We start from the raw sequence: 19529 nt of genomic DNA, 5'->3' as shown, positions 1-19529 counted from the left end.
CAGGCAGTAATCAACTGCCTGCGCTAAAAATGTACCGGGTCAACAATAGAACGGTCAATAAAAAAATTGCTCCATAATAATCTTGCCGTCTTTTAATTCAAAAACAGCTACTTCTTCCTTATTCATCCGCGGCATACCTTTAAAAGTGATATCCCTGCCCAATACCACCGTAAAAAAATTACCGGCTACCAATGGTTCGCTGCAATGCTGACTGTGAATGGTTTTAATCTTTTCCCTGTTGGCAATGCCTTTGGCTTTTATCGCATCCAGTCCTTTGGTAATTATTGCAATGCCTCTTGCCATAACATGCTGCGGTTCTTTATTTACTAAATCCGGGCTGCAGAGTTCATCTAATATTTGCGGCCATTTGTTTTGCTTTGCCAATTCGCAGTACCGGTTGGCTACTTCCTGTGTTGTCATAATTACTTTTTTAATTTATTGATATGGTAAAGATGAGTTGGAGGAATGACAGCCCTATGTCAGCAGAACGAAAATTATTTATAAAGTTAAAAAAGCAATGACCGGTGTATTGAAGCATTAATGAGGTGTACCTTAGAGCAACTAATTTTACCTTATGCAATACTTTGTTGAAAAAAACTCTATCGTTAGAAAAATATGGGGCAAGAGCGATACCATACTTTTTATTTTTGCAGGTGCAGCTGCAGAATTTGCCCTTAACAAAGCAGTAGACTGGTTGTACTTTACGGGCAAACTGCCTGCCGATCCCTTAGGCAGGTTATTCTCTACTGTGCGGTATGCCAGGAGGATTGTTTTTTCGCCAATGGAGGATGCCAATAAAGCCATTGATACCATGCGGCAGATACATACTGCAGTAGAACAAAACCGTGGCGCCACCATACCCGACTGGGCTTACCGCGATGTATTGTTTATGCTCATTCATTATTCTATTGCATCTTACGAACTGCTGGAAAAGAAATTAAGTGATCAGGAAAAAGAAGAAGTATTCAATGTCTTTTATCGTGTGGGTGCCAGGATGGGATTAAAAGCATTGCCGCTTACTTACACCGAATGGCTGCCGGTACAAAAGGAGCATTTACTGCAGGACCTGCAAAAAAGTAAATACACCGAAGATCTTTTTAAGCAATATAAAAAACACCTTGGCGCCATGAGGTTTAAGGTTTTGATAGAAGGGCAGAAGCTGGTGGTACCGGATAGGGTAAAAGAGTTGCTGCAGTTTAGCGATTTTTCTTTTCTTACACCCGTAGTACCCGTGTATAAGGTCAGCAGGCTGATGAAGATGGACTGGCTGTTAAAAAATATTTTGTTACCTGCTGATTACAAAGATCAGATTAATGAACTGGATGTAAAGCAGGAGTAAAATGATGGCACCTGCTATTATTTATGAACGCCTGTTGGAGACAACCGCCAGTTTACAAAAAAAGCTACTCTGCAAAGAGTAGCTTTTTTTGTATTGGAAGAATCAGTTAGAATAAAAACTTAAATCCAAAGGCAAGAGGAGTGGTAAGTGTTGGATTACTGCCACCCAATGCGCCGTTATATGTAGCGTCTACATTAGCCACATGAGCTAAGGCAAAATCTGTGACGGTAGTTTTATCTCCTGTTTTTGGTGTTAAGGTGGTTACAGATACATTGGCCAGGTTATAAGAGAATTCCACTGAAAAATGTTTACCCAGTATCATATCAAATCCGCCGGAAGCCGCCACACCAAACTGGCTTACTTTTAAATCGCTTTGTTTTTCTTTACCAGTAATTACAGGAACGGCTAACTGCCCCATAAAATATAAGCCACCGGTTACATTCCAGTATTTTCTTACCAATGGTTGCACCACCAGTAAACCTGTATTGGCATGGGTAACCGAACCGGTTTCTGATTTAATACTTGTATAACCTACTGCAGCACCTACTGCCACTGATGGAGATATAAAATTGCCTGCAATTGGCAATACCATAAAATTGGTGCTCTTATCATTTCCCGACTTGGTTTGCTGGTAGCCCACCTGTGATGTTACAAACCATGTACCCTGTAATCCTTTCTTTTGTGCATTTGCCGACAATGTTACCACTGCTAAAAATGCCACTGCAATAATTTTTCTCATATTTTTTAATTTTATTTTGCAGCAAAAATATTTTCAGCAGCAGCTTCACCCGATGAAAACATTCACAGGTTTACATGATTTCCGGCAGGGTAAATAATAAAAGATAATTGTATCTTTATATATTTTTTTAACAGCAGTGTAGTTTATAATTATCAATGCAGTACCTGAATACTGCAGCATATTATTTTTGCCCGGCTATTTTTTGCCAGATAATTCACTGATTACTTCTGCAAAATTACTCACCCCCCAATGCTCAACATATTTTCCATCCTTAAGCCTGATAATATCAATCACATTAATGGAGATCCTTTTTCCGGTAGCAGCAATGCCCATCAGGCCGGCCGTATGGGTGCCATAAAAAACCTTACGGGTGCTGACTTTATCGCCTTCAGCTACCTGGTCAAGTATTTCCACTTTTATATCCGGAAAGGTTGCCCGTAAAATATGTTGTAAAAAATGAAACATCCCGTCGGGACCGGTGGAAGAACCGGGAGGCGCCGAATGATTATATACCTCACCGGCAATGATTTCATTAAAGGCTTCAATATTGCCTCCTTCAATAAACTCTTTGTTAAAACGGATGACCGTGTTTTTGTTTTGTTCTGTAGTGGATTGCATAGTTTTAATTTTACGGCAAAACTACACTGCAGCTCAACCCTGCAGTAGGGCTATCCGTTCAAAAACTATTGCTGAAAGTTCAAATGTTGTAGCTGGAATGCTTTGGGAGTGGTGCCAAAAGTTTGCTTAAAGGATTGTGTAAAACTGGAGTGATTTTCGTAACCCACTTTATAAAATACTTCTCCCGGCTTTTCATTATGGTGCAATAACAAGTCCTTTGCCAGTTCCATTCTTTGCTGCAATATCCATTTATTAGGGGATGTGCCGTATATTTTTACAAAGCGCCTTTTAAAAGTTGATACACTGGTATTACATAAAAATGCCAGTTCTTCCAGGGCCAGGTTATTGGTAATATTGGTTTCTACAGCTCTCCTTATTGCCATATCATCAAAACCGGTTTGTTTTTCATGTTGAAAGGCCAGTATTTTATCAGGGTACCGTTCTAAAAGATGTAACATCAGTTCTTCAAATTTCAGTTGTTTCATTTCAGGCGACACGGGCGTCTTTTGCTTAAAAAGCAACTGTAGGGATTCAATAAAATGTACCACAAAAGCGTCTTTTTTAAAAGCAAGATAAGGCTCGCTGCTTAGCTTTTGTTTGCCGGTAAATGCAGCAACAAGGTCATGATACTTGCTATAGAATTTTTGCAGTACCGCGTTATCAAAAAACAGCAATATACTTTTAAACTGAATGCTTTCATCCAGCTTCATCGAAACAATGCAATTGCCGGCAGAAAGAAAATGGAATTCTCCGGGGTTGACCTTTACGGTCTTTGCAGCAAAGTGCATCGTCTTTTCACCACTCAGCACCAGGCTGATGGCATTTTTACTTAAAATGCTTTTTCCTTTAAAGGAACCTAACGGTGCTGCATAATTGTAAAATAGTATGCCATTGCTGCTTTGCTCCCCGCCACCAAAAATATCTTCAGGTAAATGAAATATTTGCATCACTAAAATTAGGTATTTTCTTTAATTCGGGCAGCGCCCCGCATTAAAACCTACACCGGTATCATCCTGTCCCTGGCAATATTTTTCCATGTGGTCACAGCTTTTCCCTCTTTAATAATATTGATACGCTCATATAAGGCCACCGTAGGGCAAACGTGCCAGGGAATTGCATACAACAGATCTCCGGGCTTAAAAACTGTTGTAGTATTATTTTGTAACAGCAGGTGTTCTTCGCTTTGTGATAATACAGTTAAATGCTCATGTTCCGGAAAGAAAACCCTTTTCGGTTTTTCATTTTCGGCAGCAACAGATTTATGCCCGAGGTCGGTACAGATCAATCCCGGGCCAGGCAAAGAAATTACCCTGGTGATCAATACCGCCGCCGGTATAAATTGCTGCTCGGGGCAATTCTCCAGGTAACTTTTATCCCAGTAAATAAATGTACCGGGGCTGCATTCTACCTGTGGCCTCTTGCAATGGATAGAGAAAGCAGGTGAGCCTCCTAAAATGATGGTTGGCTCAGGTAATGTATCGGCTTTAATTTTTTCAACAAGCGTTGCAACTTTAGCAAAAACGGCATCGGCTTCTTTTTCCCGCTCTTCAAAATATGGGTTAGTAATATGCCCGTCATAGGCATGTAAGCCCTGTATCTTCATTCCGGGTGCAGTGGCACAAAACCGGTATAATTCCAAAGCTGCTGACCCGGGCAAAATGCCGGTCCTGTTCATGCCCACATTCAGGTCGATATAAACAGGAACGGTAAGCCCTGCTGCAGCAAAGGCTTTGCTTTGCACTGCTGCGCTCTCTGCGTTATCGGTTAGGCAGGCGTATAAAGTGCCGGGATATTTTTTTATTAACTGGATAAAGCGTTGCAGTTTGGGGCAAACAGGCTGGTAAGCCAGCAGTACATCTTCTGCATTGGCCATACCCAGCATTTCTGCTTCGGCAATAGTGGCACATTTAAATTTGCGGATGCCTGCCGCTGTCATCATTGCGGTAACTTCGGCACACTTATGTGTTTTAACGTGGGGGCGTAGCCGCTTTACATCCCCGGTCATTGCTATGGCAGTCTGAATATTTTGTTGCACCCTTTCCGGAAAAACCAGCAGGGCAGGAGAATCAATTGTTGTTGCATCAGCAAGGTGAAACCATTGTTTAGTATTGCTCATAACAGCAAATGTAATACAGATAAGTACGCTGAAAATCCTTTTCGGCTTTTTGGGTACCAGCTTTATAACCCTTCTGGTACACAATAATTAACGGAAACAAAGGAGGACTTCAATAAGCACATCAGTAAGCCGATAACTTATCGATCACTTTTATCGACACCGGGTTAAGCGCTGCATCTGCCTTGCATACCAGGTAATGTTTGGCAAAGCCATCTAAAAAAGTATTGGCCGGCATATTGAATTGTATGGTTTTTACACCCTGTGTGGGATGATAAATACCATTGGCATCTTTAAAATGCAACACCAGTTCTACCTGTTCAATTTTCCAGGCATCGGTAAAAATATTGGCTTTATACTCTATTACCGTACCTAACCCGTTGAGGCTGAAAGAAGCAAGACTGGTGGGCGGGTTGGTGATCATATAGGTACTGGCCATAAAAAGGCCCAATGGTAAAGTGCGTGGCGAATTGGGGTAAAACTCCAGCTCATTCTTGGCAATCTTTTTCATGAATTCGTTATGATCGTCGTTGCTGAGGTTTTTTATTAAACTGGGAATAACACGGATGCCTACTTCAGATTCTTTCTCTTTATTATCGGCGCCGGTTTTTATGGTGATGAATGCATCGGTAAGATAATACTGCGATGGATCTACCGATGGATTGTATTGACCCTGGTAACCCCTGAATAACCAGTTTACTGAATTGTTGTTTTCGTTTGTTTCGTTGATGATATTGGCTTTGTCAACCACCAGGATATAAGTATAGTTACTGGCCGAATTAAAATAATGCGATTTGGCCAGGTTAAAACAATGTATAGCATTTTCTTTTTCCTGCCCGCCATTAAGTATGGTAGAAAAAGTAGCCAGGGAATACCCGCCGGCCGGATAATAATTCTTACCATTCAACGGGTAATCCGGTGGTGTGGCGGTAGGCAGTGTAACAGGATCATCAATATAACCCTGTACCGTTACATTATTCAGGTCCAAAGCATCGGCACCGTTATTCTTTACCACATAGGTAACATGAATAGCGCCGCCATTGGCCGGGTCGTACTGGAAACTTTTAATACTTATGCTGAGATCTTTTCCTGCAGGTAAAGCAGGGGGAGGAGGTGGCGGCATCACTTTTTTTATTATTGCCGGCCTTTCAATTTTTTGAATTTGCGCCAATGCACTGCTGCAGGCGTATAAGATGCAACTGCTTATGATCAGGACTTTTTTCATTACAACATTTTTTATGCTGTAAAAATGCAATGGTAAATCCCGGTTTTCAATCCTGTAAAAAAGGGATTTTTGAATAAAGGAATTTTTGCGTTACACGGGGTTTTAGGGTTGGAGTTTTTTTTATTCCCTGGTAGGTGCTTTCACCGGCCGGAATGCAATAATTATCTTTTACCATTACCGGTTATAACTGCCGCACTAACTACAGCAAAGCAGAGAAATTAAAGGATGATGATATTAACCGGATTGTTTTAACTGTTCATGTTAGTATGTATTATTCCTGCCTGTCCGCTACATAATTCAGTTCCGTTACACCACTGGTAAATTGCCGGGTACTTAATAGTTGCAGTTTTATTTTGTCTTTGATATCCTTAAACAATGGAATGCCTTGCCCGAGAATTACAGGGTTAACAAATAACCAGTAGCCGTCAATTAAGTTGAGCTGCATCAGTGAATGTGTTGCCCGGGGGCTCCCAAAAAGCAGTATCTCTGGCCCGTCCGCTTGTTTTATTGCCGTAATGCGCTCCAAAAGGTTATCGCTGATAATAGTGGTATTGGTCAAACCTGCCGGTGCTGCGGAGGCGCCGTCTTCTTTCATTGTTTTCGACAATACAATTTTGTGCGCCTTGTTATACCATTTTGAATGATCAATATCGTGTTGGGTTGCATTGGGCTTTGTGCCGGCAGCAGGCCAGTAATTCTCCATCATCTGGTAGGTTACCCGTCCGTACAGGGCAGTATCGCCTTCGCCTATACGCTTACCTACATGGTCAAAAATTTCTTCATCCACTTTTATCCAGCCCATTTCTCCGTTTGGCCCTGCCACAAAACCATCGAGCGACAGGTGCATAAATGAAATGATCTTTCTCATATATTTTGTTTTTATGGTTGTTTATGATTGGTTACCTGCTACTGTTGTAATATAATGCGGTTACTTGATTCCACACAAAATAAATTGAATGGCCCGGTAATTCATTGGGAACTGTTTATTATTTTCAGGTGTGCGTAATAATACCGTTCACTGTTTATTGTAAAGCTGCAAACCTTGTTCCGGTCCATTTATAAAACTCCGGCACTATTTGCCATTGGTCCAGGTACCTATTCATACTGTCATTCAGCAACTCCGAGTTGCCAACCAATAAATTGCTGCCCGGCTGGTACCGGTATCCCCATTTGCCATCACCTTCAGTTGGAAAAACAAAAATCTTTCCCGTTATTCTGTCTACCATATAAAAATAAGCACACATGGCACCGCAGGATTTTTCAACGATAGTGTATCGTCCGCCAAAATTTATTGGCATATCTTTCAGGCGCTCCAGCAAAAATGCACTGAACCCTTTTTCATTTCCATACGCAACACTTTTAAAATCGGGTTGGGCAAGTTTTCCTGTAATCATTTTGGCAGGCAATTTACCAAACGAATAATTAGTATGAAAAGGTACCCAGCTATTATCCCTGTCAATTTCAGCAACAGGCACTGCAGTATCTTTTGTAACAGGTTTACCAGTTACGTTGTGTGCATCAGCAGGGCGTTTTGCTTTTTGGGTGCAGGACGCTACGCAAATAAATAATATCATGTACAGGATTCGCATGTTGCAGGCAGTGCTATTGTGGTTGTGAAGCCTTAACCCCGTATTGTATTGCCGCTTCAAGTACTTTAATGTTTATATCCTTCAGTGCTTTAAATTTAATGCAATATCCGCTGACACTAGCCTTGCCCAGTTTTTCTCCATATGCTGTGGCTAAGTACTTTTTATCTTTAATACCCATTATATAGATAGAAATTCCGGTAGTGTTGGCACTCATACCAACCTGGTAAAACTCCCGGGTGGTGCCATCCGCATATTGTATGTGCTGAACGCCATAACCGATATTAGGATTAGATACCGTTTTATTGTCACTGTTTTTACCATCCAGGAACCATACTTTACATGCCGGCATCAGTTTCAGTATGTTGCGGTGCAAGGCTTGCATGTCGCTGCTTTTGGCTGCAGGCTGGCTGTTAATATACGCTTTGATCTCTTCTTGTACATTCATATAAAATATAAAATTACAGGTGTTTAATTCCGGGATAGTATAGCCCTGCCTTCAGCCGCTGGTACTTGCAAAATACCAATTGCCACTGCCTTATTAAAGATGCGTATTTTAATTTATTCTGCAAAGGCAAATTATAAACGTAGCTGCTCACCCATGCAATAAATAAAAAAAGTTGCCCGTATAAGGGCAACTTTTTAAAGAGGAAGCTGGTAATTAAGCAATTTGAATTAATCTTGGTGGTTTCTGTTTCACTTCCTCTTTTTTAGGGATCACAAGATGCAGCAGCCCGTTATCATACCTGGCCTCAATTTTATCAACATCCACTACATCTTTTTGCAAATTAAAAGTTCTCTGGAAAGACTGGTAACTGAATTCCTTGCGGAAATATCTTTCTCCATCCTTCTCTTCTTTTTGATTACTTCTCTCGGAACTGATTGTTAATGAGTTTCCGTCTAACTCCACTTTGAAATCTTTTTTTGTCATTCCGGGTGCAGCAACTTCAACTTCATAACTTTCTGCTGTCTCTTTAATATTAACTGCGGGGATAGTGGTGTTAGTGTCAGAAAAATTGGCACTGTTCCAGTTAAATACGTCCCTGTTAAAGAAATCATCAAAAAGCATGGGGAATGGATTTAATAAATTTCCATTTCTTTTTACGAGTGTCATAATTACCTCCTTTTTAATGGTTAAAAAATAAATTTCAAAAGGTAAATATCAACTGGTATGCCATTGCAATTCCGGTATTTTAAAAATGAAAAATTGTCTTTTTTTACGAAAAAATTGTCAGGGTAAAAGGTCAGAATTGCTGTCTTTCTGTATCAAACAAAAGCAGTGGCATTGCTGGCCTTTTACCAAAGTATACCTGTTCACAAATGCCATCTTGCTAAAACCATTTCCATTTTCAGCACAGGGGGCGGGCGGGGCGTAACAATGCAGCATCTGCCTTGCAAAAGCAAGCCGGTATATGTATCTTAGCAGGTATACAACTGCAAAAAATACCACCAGCTATCAGAACATTTATCTGCATATCAGCCTTTCTTTTTTTTCTGCCGGTGGGCTCCAGGGCATTAAATTACTATTGGATAGGCGGAACAGGTAACTGGACGGACCTGAATCACTGGGCAACCAGTTCAGGAGGTGCTGTACTACACACACAGATACCTACCGCTTTGGATAATGTGTTCTTTGATGCCAATTCATTTGCGGCAGCAGGGCAGGTGGTTACACTTAATTCGGCTACCAGCCTGGTAAATAATATGAACTGGACGGGGGCCACCAATACTCCCACACTGGCCGGGCCAACCGCCAACCTGTTGAAAATATACGGGTCGCTTACACTTATTCCGGCAATGAATTTTACATACAGCGGTGCAGTTAGTTTTGAAGCTACCGGTGCCGGGCAAACGATAAACCAGGCAGGTAAAAATTTTTCCAATACAGTATCTTTTAACGGAGCAGGTGGTTCATGGACGTTGCTGGCGGCTTTCTCCTGTTTATCAGGGATTGTTTTAAACAGCGGTTCGCTCAATTGCAATAATCAGCCGGTGTCGGCCTCGCAGTTTACTTCTACATCCGGTACTGCCCGTACACTCAACATGACCTCATCGGTATTTACTTTTACCAACCCGGCCTGCTGGAATGTTTCGCCTTCTGCCGGGCTTACCCTTAATTCCGGAACATCCACCATAAATGTTTCAGCATCCAATGCCGGTTTTGCAGGCGGCAACCTTACTTATTATGATCTTAACCTGAACGCCGGTGGAAATATTTCTGACAATAACAGTTTTCATAACGTAAGCTTTGCGGCGGATGGGTCTGTATTTAATGATAATAATTTCAACCAGCTTACTTTCGCAAAAAATGGTTCACTGATAGGCAACAATAGCTTTACCGACCTGGTGCTTACCGCAGGATATAATTATATACTTAAAGACGGGATGACCCAAACCATCAGTGGCACACTTACAGCAAATGGCAATTGCGGTGCCATGACCACATTGAATTCTTCTGCACCAGGAAGCCAGGCAACCATCAGTCATCCGCCGGGTACAGTTACCGTATCGTTTATAGTATTGAAAGATATGAATGTAACCGGCGGGGCTGCATTTACTGCTAATAATGCGGTTGACCTGGGCAACAATACAGGCTGGACGCTGAATGTAAGTGCACCCAAAAATCTGTATTGGATTGGCAATGCCGGCAACTGGAACGATGGTAATCATTGGTCCTTAACCAGCGGGGGAGCAGCTTCGGGTTGTGCACCGGCACCTGCAGATAATGTGTTCTTTGATGCCAACTCCTTTACACTGCCGGCACAAGCCACCACCATCAACATTCCTACGGCCTATTGCAATAATATGGATTGGTCTGCGGCCACTAATAATCCCGTTCTTAATGGTTCGGCCTCCAACCAGCTGAAGATATACGGGTCGCTGGCATTTACCGGTAATATGACACAATCTTTTGCCGGCCCGGTTAGTTTTGAAGCGGTAACACCGGGGCAAACAATCACCTCGGCAGGAAAAGCTTTTAATGATATCGTAAACTTTAATGGGGTGGGAGGCTTGTGGACCTTGCAGGATGCGTTCACCTGCAGCAATGTGATCAGCCTTAACAGCGGCACACTTAATACCAGCAGCAATACCGTAAATGCGGCAGCCATTTATTCATTAACGGGAGGCAGTAAAACACTTAATATGGGGGCTTCTGTTTTTAATTTAAACGGTGGCACCTGCTGGTATGTGTCGGGCCTCACGCTTAACTGCGGTACATCTGTTATTAATGCGCTTGCTGCCAATGCTACATTTAACGGTGGCGGACTAACTTACTATGACCTTAATTTCAACGGCAGCGGCAATATTTCTTTCGATAATGCATTTCACAATGTCAATTTTCTTTCTGATGGCGTCATCAACAACAGCAATACATTCAACAATGTAGTATTCAGTAAAAAAGCTACCATCTACAACAATAATGTTTTCAATAACCTGGTGCTTACACCCGGCTATACCTATACTTTACGGGAGGGTAAAACACAAACTGTCAACAACATATTAACGGCTACGGGTAACTGCGGAGCGCTGATCACCATTAATTCATTACTTGCAGGCAGCCAGGCTACCATCAGCCATCCACCGGGGGCAGTAACAATTTCGTTTGCTGCACTACAGGATATTAATACTGCAGGCGGCGCTGTATTTACGGCTAATAATTCCATCAACCTGGGTAACAATACCGGGTGGACGATAAATGCCGCCACGCCACGAAATCTTTACTGGATAGGTAACGGGGGTAACTGGAATGATGGCAACCACTGGTCGCTAAGCAGTGGCGGGCCACCATCGGGCTGTTCGCCAACACCGCTGGATAATGTATTCTTTGATGCCAATTCCTTTACCGTTGCCGCACAAACCACTTTTATAAATACACCCACGGCCTATTGCAGGGATATGACCTGGGCGGGTGTGGCCAATACACCCACACTTGCAGGCGCAGTGGCCAATCAATTAAAAATATATGGATCGCTGGTGCTTTCGGCAGGTATGAATCAATTGTTCCAGGGGCCGGTAAGTTTTGAAGCGGCTGCAGCAGCACAAACGATCAGCACTGCAGGCAGGTCATTTATTAATTCGGTAAGTTTTAACGGCACAGGTGGGTGGACCTTACTGGATGCACTGAGCTGTAATAATACGATCTACCTGTATAGCGGCACTTTAAATACCAACGGGCAAGCAGTAAATGCAATTACTTTTAACTCCAGTACTACTGGCCAGCGTACATTAAATATGGGGGCTTCGGTTTTTACATTGTCGGGGCCTACCAGCTGGAATGTAAGTATACCCACCGGGCTTACTGTAAACAGCGGCACTTCAGTTGTAAATGCAACGGGGGGAGGGCTTAGCCCGGTTTCTTTTATTGGGGGCGGTTTTGTTTATTATGATCTCAACTTCACCAATGCCACTGCCACAGGCGCTGCTATTTTTGATAATAACAGCTTTCATAACGTAAGTTTTGCATCCAATGCGGTGCTCTATGATAATAATACCATCAATGATGCCGTATTTAATAAGAACGGGGATCTCTACGGTAATAATCATTTCAACAACCTCAGCTTTACGCCCAACTATACCTATACCTTAAAAGAAAACAAACAACAAACAATAACGGGCAGGTGGCAGGTACAGGGAAGTTGTACGGCCTATATTATTTTACAATCCGCCACACCAGGATCATCTTCGTCTGTTACTAAAACATCGGGTACGGTAAACGGTTATAATATTCACCTGCGTGATATTGCGGCATCGGGGGGCGCTATTTTTAACGCCTACAATTCTGTTAACCTGGGCGGCAACAGCGGCTGGGGTTTCAGTACATTGCCATCGCTTGGCGATCCTGCGCCAATCAACGGGCCTGCTGCAGTGTGCCTGGGGCAAACCGGGGTGCAATACCATATACCACCAACAACAGGGGCCATCTATTATACGTGGACGGTGCCGCCGGGAGCCATTATTACCAGCGTACAGGGAGATACCATTATTACGGTGGATTTTCCGCCGGCTGCAACATCCGGCAACGTAACCGTAACAGCTTTTAATGGCTGCGCTTTTAGTAACCCTGCTGCACTTGCTGTAACGGTGGGGGCGGGCTTTGTACCCGGTGTAAGCATTACGACCAATACCACCACTACCTGTACCGGCGCCATGGTAACGTTTACGGCTACACCGGTAAATGGTGGTACTGCACCTGTATATCAATGGCAGGTAAACGGTGTAAATGCAGGCACCAATTCCCCTGTGTTTTCAACCAATACCCTGGTAAATGGAGATAATGTAACCGTAAGTATGACGTCGACCTTACCCTGTGCCAATCCGGCTGCGGCAAGCTCTAACAGTATTACAATGGTGGTTGCTGCACCGCAAACGCCTGCGGTAAACATTGCGGCCGCACCGGGTAATATTATTTGCCAGGGCACAGCCGTTAGCTTTACTGCTACTGCTTTTAATACCGGCGGTGGCACAGTCAACTATAATTTTAAGATCAACGGCAGCACAGTGCAAAACGGAGCCCTTAGTACCTACAGCAGCACTACATTAAGCAATGGCAATACTATTACCTGCGATATTACTATCAGCGGCGGCAACTGTATCAGCAGCACTTCAGCTATATCCAATACCATTACCATGCAGGTAAATGCTAACCTTACGCCGTCGGTAAGCATTAGTGCCAGCCCGGCAGCAAGCATTTGTAAGGGCAGCCTGGTAAGCTTTACTGCTGTTGCAGTAAACGGCGGTACGGCTCCCGTATTTCAATGGAAACTCAATGGGGTTAATACAGGTACCAATGCAGCGGTCTATTCCAGCACATTGATGGCTAATGGCGATATCATCACGGTGCAACTGAGTTCCAATGCAGCCTGTGCACTACCTGCCACCGTAAGCTCCAATGCAGTGGTTATGAGTGTAACCGACCCTGTTACTCCTGCAGTAAGTATTGTGGCCAGTGCCACATCGGTTTGCCCCGGCACACCCGTAAGCTTTACGGCAACACCGGTAAATGGCGGCACTGCACCAACATACCAATGGAAAGTGAACGGCGTAAATGCAGGAACAAATGCGGCCACCTTTACCAACAGTTTGTTTAACAATGGCGATGTGGTGCAGGTTGGTTTAACTTCCAACGCTGCATGTGCCACACCGGCAACAGTACTTTCCAATACTATACCTGTAAATATTATTGTGCCACTACCCGTATCAGTTAGTATAGGTGCTACTGCCAACCGTATCTGCCAGGGCACCACGGTTATTTTTACAGCCACGCCGGTTAACAACGCTGCCACCCCTTTTTATCAATGGAAAATAAACGGCACCAGTACCGGCACCAACAGCCCGGTATATGCAACCAATAACCTCGCCAACGGCGATAAGGTAAGTTGCGACATCAATGCCGCCAACACCTGCGCCAATACCGTACCGGCAAATTCAAATATCATCAGCATTACTGTAGACCCTAATCCTGTCATCAGTTTTAATCCGGCAGCACCATCATTGCTGGCCGGCAATGCCGTGCAACTGAATGCTGTTGTAAGCGGTAATATAGCTGCTTATTTATGGACGCCTGCCACCGGGCTTAGTAACACCGCTATTACTAACCCTGTTGCCGGGCCAGCTGTAACCACTACCTATACGCTGCAGGTAATATCAGCCGACAATTGCAGCACCAGTAAAAACCTGCAGGTAAAAGTGTTCAATGGCTTCTATATACCCAATTCGTTTACGCCTGATGGTGATGGGCAGAATGATGTATTCCGTGTACCGCCCGGTACGCCTTTTACCCTGGTATCTTTCAGTGTATTTGACCGCTATGGCAACGAGGTATTCCGCACTGCTGATATCAATGACGGATGGAACGGTACTTACAGGGGAGTAAGGTCGCCGATGGGTACGTATACCTATATCATCAGTGCCACCGCTACAGGTAATAAAGTGCAGCTTAAAGGCACGGTAATGTTGTTGCGGTAAGCAATAGCTGTAGTTTGCACAAACCGATTAGGCCCAAAGGCGCAACAAACCTGCCTTTAACAGACACCTTGAAAGAAAGGTATTTTGTTTGTATTATGCTCACTGGTGTTCTGCCTTTAGCAGTAGTTCCTTTGCTGCTTTATTAGCCGGGTTATAGTCTGTTGCTTTTTTCAGGTACAGCCTGGCATTGGTAAAATCATGAAGCATAAAATAACATTTACCGGTATAGTAATACACCCCATCAATATTATCATGAATAATATCCACCAGCCCGGGTCTTTTTGCCTGGTACACTAAAAGATAATCCAATCCTTTCTTCAGGTTAAAATTATTGTTGACTGCAAATTGCCCCAGGTAATAATAAATATCCGGGTAATAACCGATATAAATATTGTCTTTGTGCAGCAAGCAGGTAGCCAGTGCTTTTTGAAGCAGCGCCCACCCGGCACGGGGATCGTTGTTCAGTACATTAAATGCAAGTTCCCTGTAACAGGTGATCAGAGAGGAAGGCCCCATATTCTGCGACATTTCACTGGCAGATATTTTATCAATAGCCCTTTGATATAATTCTTTTGCTTTCTCTTTTAAACCCACTACTACACAGGAATAGGCAAAGTCCCTGAGCTGCCTGCCACCGCTTTTTTCAGTGAGAAAATAACTAATGACAGCCTTCATAGCAGAACTATCCTTATGTTGCCAGGTATAGGTAAGAAAAGGCAGGTACACAGTAGCCACGTTTTTTTCAGGTAATGTACCATATAAATTAGTAAGCGAGGTGGCGTATTTATTGATGCTGGTTAACATATCACTTTCGCCGTTTAATTCCGGGTCGGGGGTATATTGCTGATAGATAAAATCCAGTGCCAGGGGTAAACCCATAGCGGTAGAATTATTATGACCGGCCTCAGCAAGGTTATAATATTGGTAATGGAATGTGGAGCTGTCCAGCTGTTTTATTTTGCCTGCTATTTCTTTGGTATAATCCTGTCTACGCTGCAGGTCCAGCGCACCCGAAGCCAGGAAATAAAAAGTAGGCCTGGTGCTGTAAAATGCGGCAAGCCCGGGTGTAATGTCAAATGGGGGATGTGCAGCAGATAATTTTTCCGGCGACATCAGTATATAGCCCGAAAACAATTCAGGTTGATGCATGAACAGGTAATTGCCATAACTGGCACCATAGGACTGCCCCATATAGGTTCTGAACTTACTGGCCTTATACTTCTGTTCCACCTGCGGAATGATCTCGTTTTTTAAACATTCCAGCATCCTGGTACCATTTACCGTTAATAAGCCGCTTTCATAATTATATCCCATCCTGTCCATATCCGCCCATACATTTACAACAATTACCGGTGGCAGTGGCGTTATGTGCAGTTTATTCAGGTATTGTATCTGTTGCACGGTAAATGCGGCATCGCTTGCACCGTAACTAAAGGTGTAAATGGTAGTGTACTTCTCATCGGGCACCCAGTTTGCCGGCAACCAAACCGTATAGGGAATAGTTTCATTTACATACCGGGAATGTAATTTTACAGTAATACTTTTTTGAGCCATGCACCCCGAAGAAATTGTGGTGCAAACAAATACAGCCAGGATATATTTAATCATCATTCGCTTCTTTTAATGCAAATTGCAAAGAAGTGTACCAGCAGAATTGTACTTTTCAGCCAACTTATTTTTATTCTGTAATAAATTTAAAAATAAGCTGATCATCAGCCAGCTTCCCGGTTTTCTTAAAAAAAGCAGAAGGGGTTTCATTGGTGAGTTTACGGTACATTTTAATAAAATAAGACTGGTCGTAAAAATTACTTTGATAACCTATTGCGGTTAACTTTTTAAATTGGTCATCAAACAGCCTGTTTTTTAACGAATGCCTGAACCGGGCAATCTTTTTAAAACTTACCGGCGCTATACCCACCTGTTGGTAAAACAAACGGTTAAATGTACGGGTGCTAATGCCAAGGTTGCCGGCAATGGTTTCAATAGAAAGTTCTGAATCAAAATCAGTAAGTTGTTCAATGGCATTTGATAACATGTGGTACTCGCTGCGTTCATGATATTTTGATAGCAAAAAAGTTTCAAGTAATGTTACCCGTTCCCGGTTATTATTGGTATTGTAAAAAGCATGGAGAAAATTGGTATAGGCAATATCATGCTGCCATTCGCCGAATAGTTGCGACGGTTTTTTTGCTATTGCCGCAAAAGGTTGGTCAATAAAATGGTTAAGGCCAAGTGGTTTAAAAATAATGGTCACCTTATCCAGCCTTCCTTTTAATTGGATGAATAAAGGGGTTTCATATTTTCCCTGTATAATAGTGGTATAATTATCCTGTTCGGCCTCATTAATATGAATATAATCTGCCCCTATTTTGCAGCTGATATTTTTGTGGATGTTAAAAGAGTGATTGGTGTTGGGGAAAGAATAATAGGCTTTGGAAAAATTCGCTGAGTCCGTTTTCAGGAAATAATAATACTCAATATGATTACATAGTGCCGGGTGCACCGGGTAAAATGTTTCTACTTCCATCATAATCAAATGTAAGCAATGTGCTGTTATTGCTAACACAGTATACCTGCAATGGCTGCCTTCTTCCTACGATGGGGTTAACATTTTCTTCCACTTTCTTATCTCATCCACTTCAAATACCAATTTGTTTTTACTATCATCTTCAGCTATAAATTCCCCGCCGGCATTAAAAATTGACCAATGAAATCTGAAAGCATGTAAACCGTTCAAAGGCCAGGAATATTGTTCCTGCTGAAAGGAAATAAATACCAGGCTGTTTTCAGTCAGCAATAGTTTTCCCGAAACCAGGTGATCGTCGATCATATGATTTGCGGGTGCATCCAGTTTTACTGTTGCCGCATATTGCAGGGGTATCGTAATTGCCTCCAGGGCTTTTAAAGATTTTGTAAAACGGCTTTGTATAAGCCCGTTAACAATAAATACTACAACACCTATCGGAACAGCGTTAAGCAGGGCCTTTTGTAAAGGAAAATTTAAAATATAATAACCGGCAAAGCCCAACAGGAAAAATATGATACCGTATGTTAAGCCATTAAAAATAAAATTCCTGATCCTGGTGTTCATATGCAGTCCTCAGCTTTTTTGTTTTTAAAACTCAGTATGGCAGTCTGTAAATCCGGTACCGGCGGCTTTTAACTCACTTTCATCATCGTCCAGGTTCCGGTACAAATAAAAATCTGGTCCATATTATCCTCGTCTTTAAATCTTTCTGTAATGCTCCATTTGCCGGAGAAGAAAAGCTTACGGCTAAAGAATTTTACTTTAAGCCGGCCGGTATAATCAACACCGTCTGATACAAAATCTACATTGTTCAACAGGTTATTGCTATCGTCGATCATTAAATGGTACTTGTACCTTTTTTTGAACGTTATTTCTTTTCCTGAAAAATTACCCAGGATATAAGATTCATTGCCCGCTTTTGCTTTTACCAAATTATCTATGCAGGACCCTGATATATGACCTGATTGGTCAACGATGTCAAACTCAAAAGGCTCTGATGTGCCCCATAATTTCCCATACTCTTTACCATAAGTATATTGCCCTTTCCAATGCCCGGTAAGATTCATGAACGACTGTTTTTTAATTATTGATGATGAAGATAAGAAAAGTCATAAACTCATTTACATTGTGGTGCGGCGCATTGCCTGTGTTACGCACAAAAAACGGGAGCTGATCAGCTTACCCACCTGTTATACAGGTAAACCTTTGCCCAAACGTAGCCTGTTTTCTTAAAAATGCAACTGAATCCATATCCTGAAGCATTCAATCTTACTATTGCAAATTGCTGATCTTTAGAAAATACAGGGGCAGAAAAACTAAAATAATTTTTATCCTCAGGCCTTATTTTGCCGGCATACGCTTCTCTCTTCGCTACTAATTTTTTTGCTGTTTTTTTTCGGCCCCAGTGTTTTTTTACAGGCAATATAATTTCATTAAAGGCCCTGTTTTCCTCCATCAAAGCAACTTTTTCTTTTGGCGTATTAAAAGGCACCAGGTGATTGATCCGGATCTGGCTTTCAAACTTCGGGATAGATTTATAATCAAAGATCCTTGATTTTTCAATTGCGTAATCCTTCCAGTTTAACCGGCCAGGAAATTGTATCTGTAAAAACTCCGATATCCGGAAGCCAGGATTGTTTATAAAAAACGCTTTATCGTCAAGTGTATCCGGTAGCGATATACAAAAAGGAAAGGTGTGATCAATACTTGAATCTATTAGATTAAAATATTCAAAACCGGCGGGCACGATCTCTTTGTAAGCAACATTCATTACGCTTTCAATTTCTTCTTTTTGCGCAAAACAAAATGTGGAGAAAAAGAAGAAAGCTAATACAAGTATACTTTTGTTCATCTCGGATTTGTATTGTGTTGTATACAATTAACACAGGTAAATATGGCATGCTGCAATGATGCACCAAAATTCCACCTATTTCTTTTTAATAGTAGTATCAAAAAACTCCAGCTCTTTTTTACTTACCCATTTAATAAATTTGGTAATGTCTTCATGCTCCTTAATGCGGTCTGTGGTATGGTAATAATTTTTAAGTTCCGTTTCTGTAAACACCGCATGCACTTTGGCCTGGCAAATTTTGTGCATGGGTACGGTAGGGGTATCCCTGCCGCCCTTGCTGGGTGGTATCAGGTGGTGGCGTACAATGGGCTCGGCTAAGTCACGGTTACACAGCGGGCATTTATCGGTATCAGGCATGGTGATGATGTTGTTGGGCCATAAATATATTGTTTGCCTGTGACTTGATAAAATAGTTTTGGAAAAACATTACGGGCAGGTATTGCCGATGTCAGGGGATTTTATATTCGTCTGCCCCGTAACCGCTGCCTGGCTTTTGATAAAGTTAAATAGTTAGAACTAAAGCCGGGCTTTACTCTTCAAGCCCCAATATTGGCAATATCATGT

At 42.3% G+C, this 19529-nt stretch carries 18 protein-coding genes; 2 read left to right on the top strand and 16 right to left on the bottom strand.

The genetic code is table 11. From position 1 onward, the window contains the following. Window positions 1-54 precede the first annotated feature (54 nt). On the bottom strand, window positions 55-420 hold the full coding sequence (locus tag ACYVM0_RS04270) for a SnoaL-like domain-containing protein (protein ID WP_460552965.1): 366 nt from the start codon (window positions 418-420) through the stop codon (window positions 55-57). A gap of 154 nt (window positions 421-574) precedes the next feature. Between ACYVM0_RS04270 and ACYVM0_RS04265 the strand changes: the two genes are divergently transcribed. Next, complete coding sequence (locus ACYVM0_RS04265; RefSeq protein ID WP_460552963.1) at window positions 575-1339, top strand: oxygenase MpaB family protein; 765 nt, start codon at window positions 575-577, stop codon at window positions 1337-1339. A gap of 106 nt (window positions 1340-1445) precedes the next feature. Here the strand turns inward: ACYVM0_RS04265 and ACYVM0_RS04260 are convergent, their stop codons facing one another. From ACYVM0_RS04260 to ACYVM0_RS04220, 9 genes are all read right to left on the bottom strand, one after another. Continuing rightward, window positions 1446-2078 carry an outer membrane beta-barrel protein gene (locus ACYVM0_RS04260; protein WP_460552960.1) on the bottom strand — a complete coding sequence of 211 codons (633 nt, stop codon included), beginning with the start codon at window positions 2076-2078 and terminating at the stop codon, window positions 1446-1448. A gap of 195 nt (window positions 2079-2273) precedes the next feature. Then, entirely contained in the window at window positions 2274-2696 is a 423-nt protein-coding gene (locus ACYVM0_RS04255; protein WP_460552957.1) for an ester cyclase, read from the bottom strand. Between the two features lie 65 nt (window positions 2697-2761). Continuing rightward, window positions 2762-3643 carry a helix-turn-helix transcriptional regulator gene (locus tag ACYVM0_RS04250; protein ID WP_460556290.1) on the bottom strand — a complete coding sequence of 294 codons (882 nt, stop codon included), beginning with the start codon at window positions 3641-3643 and terminating at the stop codon, window positions 2762-2764. A gap of 50 nt (window positions 3644-3693) precedes the next feature. Then, window positions 3694-4812, bottom strand: a complete 1119-nt coding sequence (locus ACYVM0_RS04245; RefSeq protein WP_460552954.1) for a D-TA family PLP-dependent enzyme — start codon at window positions 4810-4812, stop codon at window positions 3694-3696. A 121-nt stretch (window positions 4813-4933) separates the two neighbouring features. Then, window positions 4934-6034 carry a CARDB domain-containing protein gene (locus ACYVM0_RS04240; RefSeq protein ID WP_460552951.1) on the bottom strand — a complete coding sequence of 367 codons (1101 nt, stop codon included), beginning with the start codon at window positions 6032-6034 and terminating at the stop codon, window positions 4934-4936. A gap of 271 nt (window positions 6035-6305) precedes the next feature. Continuing rightward, the gene (locus ACYVM0_RS04235) at window positions 6306-6902 is read right to left on the bottom strand and encodes a dihydrofolate reductase family protein (RefSeq protein ID WP_460552948.1); all 597 of its coding nucleotides are present in this window, start codon (window positions 6900-6902) and stop codon (window positions 6306-6308) included. Between the two features lie 154 nt (window positions 6903-7056). Then, window positions 7057-7608 carry a hypothetical protein gene (locus ACYVM0_RS04230; protein ID WP_460552945.1) on the bottom strand — a complete coding sequence of 184 codons (552 nt, stop codon included), beginning with the start codon at window positions 7606-7608 and terminating at the stop codon, window positions 7057-7059. Between the two features lie 28 nt (window positions 7609-7636). Next, window positions 7637-8068 carry a DUF1801 domain-containing protein gene (locus ACYVM0_RS04225; RefSeq protein WP_460552942.1) on the bottom strand — a complete coding sequence of 144 codons (432 nt, stop codon included), beginning with the start codon at window positions 8066-8068 and terminating at the stop codon, window positions 7637-7639. Window positions 8069-8281: 213 nt separating this feature from the next. Then, window positions 8282-8734 carry an Hsp20/alpha crystallin family protein gene (locus tag ACYVM0_RS04220; RefSeq protein WP_460552939.1) on the bottom strand — a complete coding sequence of 151 codons (453 nt, stop codon included), beginning with the start codon at window positions 8732-8734 and terminating at the stop codon, window positions 8282-8284. 278 nt (window positions 8735-9012) lie between these two features. Here ACYVM0_RS04220 and ACYVM0_RS04215 point away from each other — a divergent pair, with 278 nt between their 5' ends. Further along, complete coding sequence (locus ACYVM0_RS04215) at window positions 9013-14586, top strand: T9SS type B sorting domain-containing protein (protein WP_460552936.1); 5574 nt, start codon at window positions 9013-9015, stop codon at window positions 14584-14586. A 99-nt stretch (window positions 14587-14685) separates the two neighbouring features. On the opposite strand, the gene ACYVM0_RS04210 is transcribed toward ACYVM0_RS04215, so the two are convergent. From ACYVM0_RS04210 to ACYVM0_RS04185, 6 genes are all read right to left on the bottom strand, one after another. After that, a complete protein-coding gene (locus ACYVM0_RS04210; protein WP_460552933.1) occupies window positions 14686-16197 on the bottom strand; it encodes an alpha/beta hydrolase-fold protein in 1512 nt (503 codons plus the stop codon). A gap of 67 nt (window positions 16198-16264) precedes the next feature. Continuing rightward, window positions 16265-17116 (bottom strand): helix-turn-helix domain-containing protein, encoded by an 852-nt coding sequence (locus ACYVM0_RS04205; protein WP_460552930.1) that lies wholly within the window; start codon window positions 17114-17116, stop codon window positions 16265-16267. Between the two features lie 63 nt (window positions 17117-17179). Next, window positions 17180-17677, bottom strand: a complete 498-nt coding sequence (locus tag ACYVM0_RS04200; RefSeq protein ID WP_460552927.1) for a hypothetical protein — start codon at window positions 17675-17677, stop codon at window positions 17180-17182. A gap of 68 nt (window positions 17678-17745) precedes the next feature. Then, window positions 17746-18180, bottom strand: a complete 435-nt coding sequence (locus tag ACYVM0_RS04195; RefSeq protein ID WP_460552924.1) for a hypothetical protein — start codon at window positions 18178-18180, stop codon at window positions 17746-17748. Window positions 18181-18287: 107 nt separating this feature from the next. After that, window positions 18288-18965 (bottom strand): hypothetical protein, encoded by a 678-nt coding sequence (locus ACYVM0_RS04190; protein WP_460552921.1) that lies wholly within the window; start codon window positions 18963-18965, stop codon window positions 18288-18290. 75 nt (window positions 18966-19040) lie between these two features. Continuing rightward, window positions 19041-19322: an HNH endonuclease gene (locus tag ACYVM0_RS04185; protein WP_460552918.1), complete on the bottom strand. Its 282-nt coding sequence runs from the start codon at window positions 19320-19322 to the stop codon at window positions 19041-19043. Window positions 19323-19529: the final 207 nt, after the last annotated feature.

The organism is Ferruginibacter profundus (genome assembly GCF_054783275.1).
Note: the sequence above shows the minus strand (reverse complement) of the source record. Positions and strands in the feature narration are given on the sequence as shown.

Excerpts from the sequence above, each read along its gene's own strand:
- ACYVM0_RS04270 (WP_460552965.1), bottom strand. The coding sequence starts at position 420 with ATGACAACACAGGAAGTAGCCAACCGGTACTGCGAATTGGCAAAGCAA.
- ACYVM0_RS04265 (WP_460552963.1), top strand. The coding sequence starts at position 575 with ATGCAATACTTTGTTGAAAAAAACTCTATCGTTAGAAAAATATGGGGC.
- ACYVM0_RS04260 (WP_460552960.1), bottom strand. The coding sequence starts at position 2,078 with ATGAGAAAAATTATTGCAGTGGCATTTTTAGCAGTGGTAACATTGTCG.
- ACYVM0_RS04255 (WP_460552957.1), bottom strand. The coding sequence starts at position 2,696 with ATGCAATCCACTACAGAACAAAACAAAAACACGGTCATCCGTTTTAAC.
- ACYVM0_RS04250 (WP_460556290.1), bottom strand. The coding sequence starts at position 3,643 with ATGCAAATATTTCATTTACCTGAAGATATTTTTGGTGGCGGGGAGCAA.
- ACYVM0_RS04245 (WP_460552954.1), bottom strand. The coding sequence starts at position 4,812 with ATGAGCAATACTAAACAATGGTTTCACCTTGCTGATGCAACAACAATT.
- ACYVM0_RS04240 (WP_460552951.1), bottom strand. The coding sequence starts at position 6,034 with ATGAAAAAAGTCCTGATCATAAGCAGTTGCATCTTATACGCCTGCAGC.
- ACYVM0_RS04235 (WP_460552948.1), bottom strand. The coding sequence starts at position 6,902 with ATGAGAAAGATCATTTCATTTATGCACCTGTCGCTCGATGGTTTTGTG.
- ACYVM0_RS04230 (WP_460552945.1), bottom strand. The coding sequence starts at position 7,608 with ATGATATTATTTATTTGCGTAGCGTCCTGCACCCAAAAAGCAAAACGC.
- ACYVM0_RS04225 (WP_460552942.1), bottom strand. The coding sequence starts at position 8,068 with ATGAATGTACAAGAAGAGATCAAAGCGTATATTAACAGCCAGCCTGCA.
- ACYVM0_RS04220 (WP_460552939.1), bottom strand. The coding sequence starts at position 8,734 with ATGACACTCGTAAAAAGAAATGGAAATTTATTAAATCCATTCCCCATG.
- ACYVM0_RS04210 (WP_460552933.1), bottom strand. The coding sequence starts at position 16,197 with ATGATGATTAAATATATCCTGGCTGTATTTGTTTGCACCACAATTTCT.
- ACYVM0_RS04205 (WP_460552930.1), bottom strand. The coding sequence starts at position 17,116 with ATGATGGAAGTAGAAACATTTTACCCGGTGCACCCGGCACTATGTAAT.
- ACYVM0_RS04200 (WP_460552927.1), bottom strand. The coding sequence starts at position 17,677 with ATGAACACCAGGATCAGGAATTTTATTTTTAATGGCTTAACATACGGT.
- ACYVM0_RS04195 (WP_460552924.1), bottom strand. The coding sequence starts at position 18,180 with ATGAATCTTACCGGGCATTGGAAAGGGCAATATACTTATGGTAAAGAG.
- ACYVM0_RS04190 (WP_460552921.1), bottom strand. The coding sequence starts at position 18,965 with ATGAACAAAAGTATACTTGTATTAGCTTTCTTCTTTTTCTCCACATTT.
- ACYVM0_RS04185 (WP_460552918.1), bottom strand. The coding sequence starts at position 19,322 with ATGCCTGATACCGATAAATGCCCGCTGTGTAACCGTGACTTAGCCGAG.